Origin of the sequence: Verrucosispora sp. SN26_14.1 (assembly GCF_004307965.1) — a bacterium.
Taxonomy (GTDB): domain Bacteria; phylum Actinomycetota; class Actinomycetes; order Mycobacteriales; family Micromonosporaceae; genus Micromonospora.
In genome coordinates this window covers 1-8170 of sequence record NZ_SISL01000268.1, presented here as the reverse complement: position 1 = coordinate 8170, position 8170 = coordinate 1, and the positions used below count along the sequence as shown (strand labels likewise).

Here is an 8170-nt window from a genome sequence, read left to right as displayed (position 1 = left end):
CCGCCGGCCGGGCCCGCCCCCGGGCACCGACCGCGACCCTCGCGGTCGTCTGAGCGCTCACCGTCGCTCGCTCCACCTGCCGCTCCTCGGCGACCGCTGCTGACTCGTTCCGCCCGTCACCAGTCGTCGTCGTGTTCCGAGGGGTACCCGCATGTCCGATTCATCCGTTTCCCGTTCACCGTACGCTGCCGGAGCCCTCCGGTGAGCGCCCTGTTCAGCCCGATGATGGCCGTCGTCTACGGTGCCATCTCGGGCATCCTGCTCTTCTGGCACGGCGCCTGGCAGATGCTCTTCGGCGACGCCGCCGCGCTCGGCACCGACTGGGCCTGGGTGCTGGGCATCGTCTTCCTGGTGCTGACCGTCCGGGGTGTGCTGTTCCCGGTCTACGTCCGGCAGATCAAGTCGCAGCGCGCGATGCAGGCGCTCCAGCCGCGCGTCAAGGAGATCCAGGAGAGGCACAAGGACGACCGCGAGACCATGCAGAAGGAGCTGCTGGAGCTCTATCGCACGGAGAAGGCCAACCCGCTGACGGCCTTCCTCCCGATGCTGGTGCAGATCCCGGTCTTCCTGGGCCTGTTCCACGTGCTGCGTCATCTCAAGCCGACCATGCCGGAGCACATGAAGACGCTGTACGGCTGGACGGTAACCCAGTTCGACAGCGCCTCGTCGGCGACGTTGTTCGGCGCGCCGATCGCGGCCAGCCTCCGGTCCGGTGCGCAGGAGCTGTCGCTGCTCGGCGCGGACGGCACGACCGTCCGGATCGTCGCCGCGATCCTGATCGTCACGATGATCGCCACGACCTATCTGAGCAGCCGGCAGATGATCCTGCGGACCGGCTGGGCCGAGGACCCGCAGCAGCGGATGGTGCAGCGGCTGATGCTCTACGGCATCCCGTTCTCGCTGCTCGTCTCGGGTCTGATCTTCCCGATCGGAGTGATCATCTACTGGGTGACCACGAACCTGTTCTCCCTCGCCCAGCAGACCTGGGTCCTCCGGAAGTACCCGCCGCCGACCAGCGGCACGCCGAAGGCGGGAGCCACGGCCACCCCGGCCCGCGCCACACCCCCGGCCCGGTCGCTCGCACCCCGGCCGGGCGCGAAGCCGACCACCGCCCGCCGGGGCGCGACACGCGGCCGATAGACGCCGAGATCCCGGTACGCCCCCTTGCCGGGCGGCGTACCGGGATCACCGGTGACAGACGTCAGCGCACGTCGGTGGTGGTCCAGCGCGGCGACGCGTTGGTCACCACGGCGGTGTCACCGACGAGCGTGGTACGCCCCTCGGCGTCCCGGCGCACACTGCTGCCCACCCAGAGGTCGACGTCGCCGGGCTCCACCACGCGGGTGAGGCTGCGGTCGGAGAAGGCCAGGCGGGTGGTGGGCACCGTCAACTCGACCGTGACCGACTGGCCCGGCTCCAGGTGCACCCGGCGGTAGCCGAGCAACTGGGCCACCGGCCGCGTCACCGAGCCGACCAGGTCACGACCGTAGAGCTGGACCACCTCGTCGCCGGCCACCGCACCGGTGTTGGTGAGCCGGACGGTCACCGGCAGCGCCCCGTCGGTCGGCACGGTGGCGGGGACGGTCAGGTCGGCGTACTCGAAGGTGGTGTAGGACAGGCCGTGACCGAACGAGGCCACCGGGGTCGCCGGCAGGTTGGTCACCTCGCTGCCCTCGCCGAGGGTGGGGTGCAGGTACGAGAACGGCTGCGCCCCGGCCGATCCGGGCAGGCTGACCGGCAGCCGCCCCGACGGGTTGACCCGGCCGGAGAGCACCCCGACGATCGCGCCCGCCCCCTCCTCACCGGGGAAGAACGCCTGCACCACGGCCGCGCAGCGGTCCATCGCCCAGCCGAGCACGTACGGCCGACCGGTGAGCAGCACCAGCACCACCGGCGTACCGGTCGCCAGCACCGCCTCGGCCAGCTCCCGCTGGACACCCGGCAGCTCCAGGTCCTCCCGGTCGCACCCCTCGCCGACGGTGCCACGCCCGAACAGTCCCGCGTGGTCGCCGACCACCAGGACCGCCACGTCCGCCGCGGCGGCGGTGGCCACCGCCTCGTCGAAGCCGGACCGGTCCTCGGAGTCCACGTCGCAGCCCCGCGCCCAGCTCACCAGGTCGGTGCCGAACTCGGCCCGGGCCGCCGCGAGGACAGTCGGCACCTCGATGCCCGTCTCCACGTCGGGGTGCTGGACCAGCACGTGGTTGAGGAAGGAATAGCAGCCGAACAGCGCACCCTCCCGGTCCGCGTTCGGCCCGACCACCGCCACCCGCCGCCCGGCCGGCAGCGGGAGTACGCCCTGGTTGGCGACGAGGACGACGGACTTCTCGGCGAGCCGGCGGGCGATGGACCGGTGCTCCGGCGAGTCGAGGTCGACCGGCTGCGGCTCGTCGTCGAAGGTGGCGTCGAGCAGCCCGAGCGCCTCCTTCTGGCGCAGGACCCGCAGCACCGCCCGGTCCACGACCGCCTCGTCGAGCCGGCCCGACCGCACCGACTCGGCCACCGTCAGGTAGGCGTCGCCGGTCGGCAGTTCGATGTCGACGCCGGCGGTCAGCGCCTGCACCGCCGCGTCGGCGTTGTCGGCCGCGACGTGGTGCAGCAGGTTCAGGAAGGCCACGCCGAAGTAGTCGGCGACCACCGTCCCGTCGAAGCCCCACCGGTCCCGCAGGATCCCGGTCAGCATGGTCGGGTCGGCCGCCACCGGTACGCCGTCGATCTCCGCGTACGAGTGCATGACCGACCGCGCGTCGCCGTCCAGGATCGCCATCTCGAACGGCGGCAGCAGCACGTCGGCGAGCTCCCGGGGACCGGCGTGCACCGGGGCGAAGTTGCGCCCGGCGCGGGAGGCCGAGTAGCCGGCGAAGTGCTTGAGCGTGGCCAGCACCCCCTGCGCCTGGAGTCCCCGCACGTACGACGTGCCGATCGTGCCGACGAGGTAGGGGTCCTCGGCGATGCACTCGTCGACCCGCCCCCAGCGGGGGTCACGGATCACGTCGAGCACCGGGGAGAGCCCCTGGTGGATGCCAAGCGCCCGCATGGACGCCCCGATCGCCTCGGCCATCTCCGTGACGAGTTCCGGATCGCAGGCGGCGCCCCACGCCAGCGGGGTGGGGTAGGTCGCCGCCTTCCACGCGGAGAGCCCGGTGAGGCACTCCTCGTGGACGATCGCCGGGATGCCGAGCCGGGTGCCGGTCACCAGGTCGGACTGGAACTTCCACAACCAGGACGCGCGGGCCTCGGCGTCGACCGGCCGGGTGCCGTACGCCCGGGTGAGGTGCCCGAGCCCGTGCCGGGAGAAGGTCTCCAGCTTGCCGACGTCGGCGAACTCGCCCTGCAAGGGCGCGACCGTCTCGCCGTCCTCCTTCTCCCAGAAGCCGACGAGCTGGGCGACCTTCTCCTCGATGGTCATCCGCCCGAGCAGCTCACGGACCCGTGCCTCGCCGTCCGGCCGGTCGGACCGGTCGTGCCGGTCGTGGCCCGGACCCGGTTGTGCCGGGACCGGTGCGCCGACCACGCCGTGGACCTCAGTCATGCTGTGCTTTCCCCTTTGTGTTGTGCTGGCGTCGCGTCGGCTCTCGTCCGGCCGCGCCGCTCAGCCCTTGACCGCGCCCTGCAGGCCACCGACGATCTGCTTTTCGGCGAACGTGAAGAAAAGTAGTGCCGGCAGCATTGCCAGCGAGGTGAAGGCGAGGATTCCGGCCGTGTCCGAGGTGTACTGGCTGGAGAAGTTCTGCACGCCCAACGGCAGGGTGTGCAGGCTGGCGTCACCGAGGACGAGCAGCGGCAGGAGGAAGGCGTTCCAGCTCGCCACGAACGCGAGGATCCCGACGGTGACGAGGGCGGGCCGCGACAGCGGGAGCATGATGCGCCAGAGGAACCCGAGCCGGCCGGTGCCGTCGATCGCGGCGGCGTCCTCCAGTTCGCGCGGGATCGCGGAGAGGAAGGGCCGCAGGATCACGATCGTCAACGGTAGCGCGAAGGCGATCTGCGGCAGCATCACCGCGAAGTAGGAGTTGATCAGGTTCATGTCCCGCAGCATGAGGTAGAGCGGCAGGATCGCCGCGCCGGCCGGGAAGAGCAGGCCGAGCGTGAAGAAGGTGTAGAGCACCTCACGGCCACGGAAGGTGTAGCGGGCCAGCACGAACGCGGCGCAGACCCCGAGCAGGACGACGCCGAGCGTGGTGCCCAGCGCGATCACGGCGCTGTTGAACGCCTGCGTCCAGAAGCCGCTCTGGGTCAGCACCCGGGCGTAGTTGTCGAAGACCCACGGGTCGGGCAGACCGGCCGGGTTCGCGACGATCTGCGGGGTGGTGCGGAAGCCTCCGATGATGACGTACAGCACCGGGACGATCGACACCGCCGCGACCGCGAGGGCCAGCCCGTAGGTGAGGGGATTGCCCCACGACACCGGGCGACGCCGGCGGGACGGGGACAGGGTGGCGTTGGCGGTCACGTCAGTTCGCCCTTCCGGTCGTGGCACCCTGGATGTCACGGCGCAGCAGGAACCGCTGGAACAGCAGTGCCGCGACGAACGAGATGACGAAGAGGATCACCGCCACCGCGTTGCCGTACCCCCACAGCCGGGCGAAGAACCCGTTGTCCACCATGTAGGTGGCCATGGTGGCGGAGGCCCCGAGCGAGCGGACGGCGGGCACCGAGGTCACCCAGATCACGTCGAAGACCTGCAACGAGCCGATCATCGACAGGAACATCCAGATCCGGATGGTGGGGCCGAGCAGCGGCAGGGTGACGTGCCGTTGGATCTGCCACCAGCTCGCGCCGTCGATGGCGGCGGCCTCGTTCAACTCCTGCGGCACGTTGGACAGGCCGGCGAGCAGCAGGATGATGGCGAAGCCGACGTACTTCCAGGTAAGCACGAACAGCAGCGTCCAGATGACGATGTCCAGGTCGGCCAGCCAGGCCTGCACCAGGCCGCCCAGCCCGATCGACTGGAGCAGCGCGTCCAGGCTGCCGTTCGGGGTCAGGATCAGCTTCCACATGATGCCGACCGTGACCTCGGCCAGCACGTACGGCACGAAGGCCAGCAGGCGGAACAGGGTGCGGCCCCGGAAGTGCCGGTTGAGCAGCAGGGCCACGCCGAGGGCGACCGGGCCCTGCAACAGCAGCGAGCCGAAGACGATGATGGCGTTGTTGCGCAACGCGTCGAGGAAGATCGGGTCCTGGAACGCCATGACGTAGTTGTCGAACCCGATGTACTCGGTGGGCGGTCCGACTCCACGCCAGCGGAAGAGGCTGTAGTAGAGCGCGAAGCCCATCGGTACGAGGACGAACGTCACGTAGACGACGATCGCCGGGGTGGTGAGACCGATGATCTCGTACCACTTGCGTCGGGTCTCGGCGGCCCGGTCCTTCGAGGGGCGCCGGACGGGCCGGAGCCCCGCCGGCGGCGCGGAGGCACCGCCGGCAGGGTCCAGTGTGGTGGGGTTGGTGGCGGTCACTTGCGCGCGGCCGCCTTCATCGCCTCGACGACCTGCTCGGGAGTCCCGTTGCCGGCGAAGATGGCGACGATCGCGTCGTTCATCGCGTTACCGACGGTGCTGCCGAACGCGGTGTCCAGCCAGAGCTGCACGTAGGTCGCACCGGTGGTCGCCTCCAGGATGGAGCGCAGGGCCGGGTCCTGGACGCCGTCCTCGGCACCCTTGGCGACGGGCAGGCCGGTGCCGGTCTGCGCGTAGCCCTTCTGCACCTCGGGGCTGACGATGTACTTGAGGAACTCGACGCACTCGCCCGGGGCGTTCTTGGCGCAGGCGAAACCGTCGCCACCGCCGAGCGCCGCCTTCGGGTCACCGGCGGAGCCGGAGATCGCCGGCACCGGGAACCAACCGATGAACTTGTCGAGCGCCTCCTTGTCGTTGGTCACCGTCTCCAGCGAGCCCTTGTTCCAGTCGCCCATCAGCTCCATGGCGGCCTTGCCGTTGGCGAGCAGACCGTTGGCGCTGGTCGGGTCGTTCTGACCCGGGGTGGCGATGAAGTTGTCCTGGAACGGCTTGGTGTCGATGAAGGCCTTGAGGTCCTGGCCGGCCTTCACGAAGCACGGGTCGTCGAAGACCGTCTCGGCGCTGGCCTTCTTCAGCGTGTCCACCGAGCAGGCGCGCAGGGCGAAGTTGTACCACCAGTGCGCGGCGGGCCACTTGTCACCGGCGCCCAGCGCGATCGGGATCACGTTGATCGCCTTGAGCTTGGTGACCGCGTCGTTGAGCTCCTCGAACGTGGTCGGCGGGGCGGCGATGCCGGCCCGCTGGAACATGTCCTTGTTGTACCAGACGCCCTCGATGCCCATCCGGTACGGCAGACCGTACTGCTTGCCGTCCACCTGCCAGATCTCGGCGGCGCTACCGATGTTGTCGACCTCGGACTTCGCCTGCTCGGTGATGTCCTTGAGGTAGTCGGCCTCGACCTGCTCGCGGATCTCGCCGCCGCCCCACGCCTGGAAGATGTCCGGCGGGTCGTTGCTCAGCAGCGCGGCGGGCAGCCGGGTGCGTTGGAGCTGGTTGGTCTCGATCCCCTCGATCTCGATCGTGACCGTGGGGTGGAGCGCGGTGAAGTCGGCGGCGACCTTCTCCCAGTAGGTCTTGCCGGGCCCGTCCTGGGAGGCGTTGTGCCACCAGGTCAGGGTCACCGGGTTCTTGAACAGCTCACTCTCCGGAGCTTCGGACTCACCCCCGCCGCCACATCCGGCGGCAAGCAGTGCGGTGGTGATGGACAGCGCTATGGCGGTGGTTACGCGGCGCTTCAAAGCCATCGGTATCTCCTCGACGTATCAGTCGCGGTGCTCGGCCTGCCGGCGAGTTTTACAGCCGTGTAACTCAGTGTCAATCGGTGTCGATAACGTTTTCGACTCGCCGTCGGCAGCGCTCGTCGAGCCCTCTATCATCGTCGGCGTGGCGTTCCCGCAGCGTGTCAACATGTCGGACGTGGCCCGAGCGGCCGGCGTCTCGGTCGCGACTGTATCCAAGGTGGTGAATGGCCGGTACGGCGTGGCGCAGGCGACCGTGGAGCGGGTTCAGCAGGTCATCCACCAACTCGGCTACGAGGCCAGCCTCGGCGCGCAGAGCCTGCGCAGCCACCGTACGAACGTGCTGGGGATTCTGGTGGCCGAGTTCGAACCGTTCTCCACCGAGTTGCTCAAGGGCGCCTCGTCGGAGGTCACCGGCACCGGTTACCAGTTGCTGGCGTACTCCAGCGGCGACGTGGCCGGTGCCGCCGTCGGCTGGGAACGACGCTCCCTGGCCCGGCTCTCCGGGACGCTCATCGACGGCGCCGTGATCGTCACCCCCACCGTGGTGGAGACCAAGCAGGGCTTCCACGTGGTGGCCGTCGACCCGCACACCGGGCCGTCCGGCCTGCCCACCGTCGACTCCGACAACTTCGCCGGTGCCGTGCTCGCCACCAACTACCTGCTCTCGCTCGGCCACCGCCGCATCGGGCACATCTCCGGCCGCGCCGACCTGGAGTCGTCCCGCCTGCGCGAGGCGGGCTTCCGGCAGGCCATGGCCGACGCGGGCGTGACCGTGGACGAACGGCTCGTCCGCGTCGGTGGGTTCCGGATCGAGAGCGCCGCCGGCACCGCCGCCGAACTGCTCGCCCTCCCCGACCGGCCGACCGCCGTCTTCGCCGGCAACGACCTCTCCGCCATCTCGACCATCGACGTGGCGCAGAGCATGGGCCTGTCGGTACCCGACGACGTCTCCGTGATCGGCTTCGACAACGTCCCGGAGTCGGCGCTGACCAACCCGCCCCTGACCACCATCATGCAACCGATCCAGCGGATGGGCGCCGAGGCGCTGCGGCTGCTCGTCGACCTGATCGCCGGTGTGGAGCGCGACTCCCACATCCGACTCCCCACCGAACTCGTGGTCCGCGCCTCCTGCCGCCCGTTCCCCGCCTGACGCCGCCCGGCGGGGCATTCGCCCGTCCTCGCACCATCTGACGACAGGTATCACCGGCCCGGTTACCGGCTCCTGAAGAACGTCATCGCGCCGAAACGGTACGGACACCCACCGTGACCGGCGCACGCTCCTTCGATAGGAGAACCTGTCATGAGCAGTGCAGGAAGACGGCTCCGCCGCGCCACGGTGGTCGGGCTCACCGCCGCGATGCTGACCGGTCTGCTGGCCGTCACCGCCGCCGCCGCGGTGCCGGTCGAGGC

At 70.0% G+C, this 8170-nt stretch carries 6 protein-coding genes; 2 read left to right on the top strand and 4 right to left on the bottom strand.

Going from position 1 to position 8170, the window contains the following annotated elements; all coding sequences use genetic code 11:
* Nucleotides 1–222 precede the first annotated feature (222 nt).
* Nucleotides 223–1140 (top strand): membrane protein insertase YidC, encoded by a 918-nt coding sequence (yidC, locus tag EYA84_RS21160; protein ID WP_394347595.1) that lies wholly within the window; start codon nucleotides 223–225, stop codon nucleotides 1138–1140.
* Between the two features lie 61 nt (nucleotides 1141–1201).
* On the opposite strand, the gene EYA84_RS21155 is transcribed toward yidC, so the two are convergent.
* The 4 genes from EYA84_RS21155 to EYA84_RS21140 are packed head-to-tail and all read right to left on the bottom strand — an operon-like array spanning nucleotide 1202 to nucleotide 6763.
* Nucleotides 1202–3532, bottom strand: coding sequence for a beta-glucosidase (locus EYA84_RS21155; RefSeq protein ID WP_131054786.1), 2331 nt, complete (start codon nucleotides 3530–3532; stop codon nucleotides 1202–1204).
* A gap of 60 nt (nucleotides 3533–3592) precedes the next feature.
* The gene (locus EYA84_RS21150) at nucleotides 3593–4453 is read right to left on the bottom strand and encodes a carbohydrate ABC transporter permease (RefSeq protein WP_131054785.1); all 861 of its coding nucleotides are present in this window, start codon (nucleotides 4451–4453) and stop codon (nucleotides 3593–3595) included.
* A 1-nt stretch (nucleotide 4454) separates the two neighbouring features.
* Nucleotides 4455–5459, bottom strand: a complete 1005-nt coding sequence (locus tag EYA84_RS21145; protein WP_131054784.1) for a carbohydrate ABC transporter permease — start codon at nucleotides 5457–5459, stop codon at nucleotides 4455–4457.
* A complete protein-coding gene (locus tag EYA84_RS21140) occupies nucleotides 5456–6763 on the bottom strand; it encodes an extracellular solute-binding protein (protein WP_131054783.1) in 1308 nt (435 codons plus the stop codon). The genes EYA84_RS21145 and EYA84_RS21140 overlap by 4 nt, the downstream gene beginning before the upstream one ends.
* 139 nt (nucleotides 6764–6902) lie before the next feature.
* On the opposite strand from EYA84_RS21140, the gene EYA84_RS21135 reads away from it, so the two are divergent.
* Nucleotides 6903–7910 (top strand): LacI family DNA-binding transcriptional regulator, encoded by a 1008-nt coding sequence (locus tag EYA84_RS21135; protein ID WP_131054782.1) that lies wholly within the window; start codon nucleotides 6903–6905, stop codon nucleotides 7908–7910.
* The last annotated feature ends 260 nt before the right edge of the window (nucleotides 7911–8170 follow it).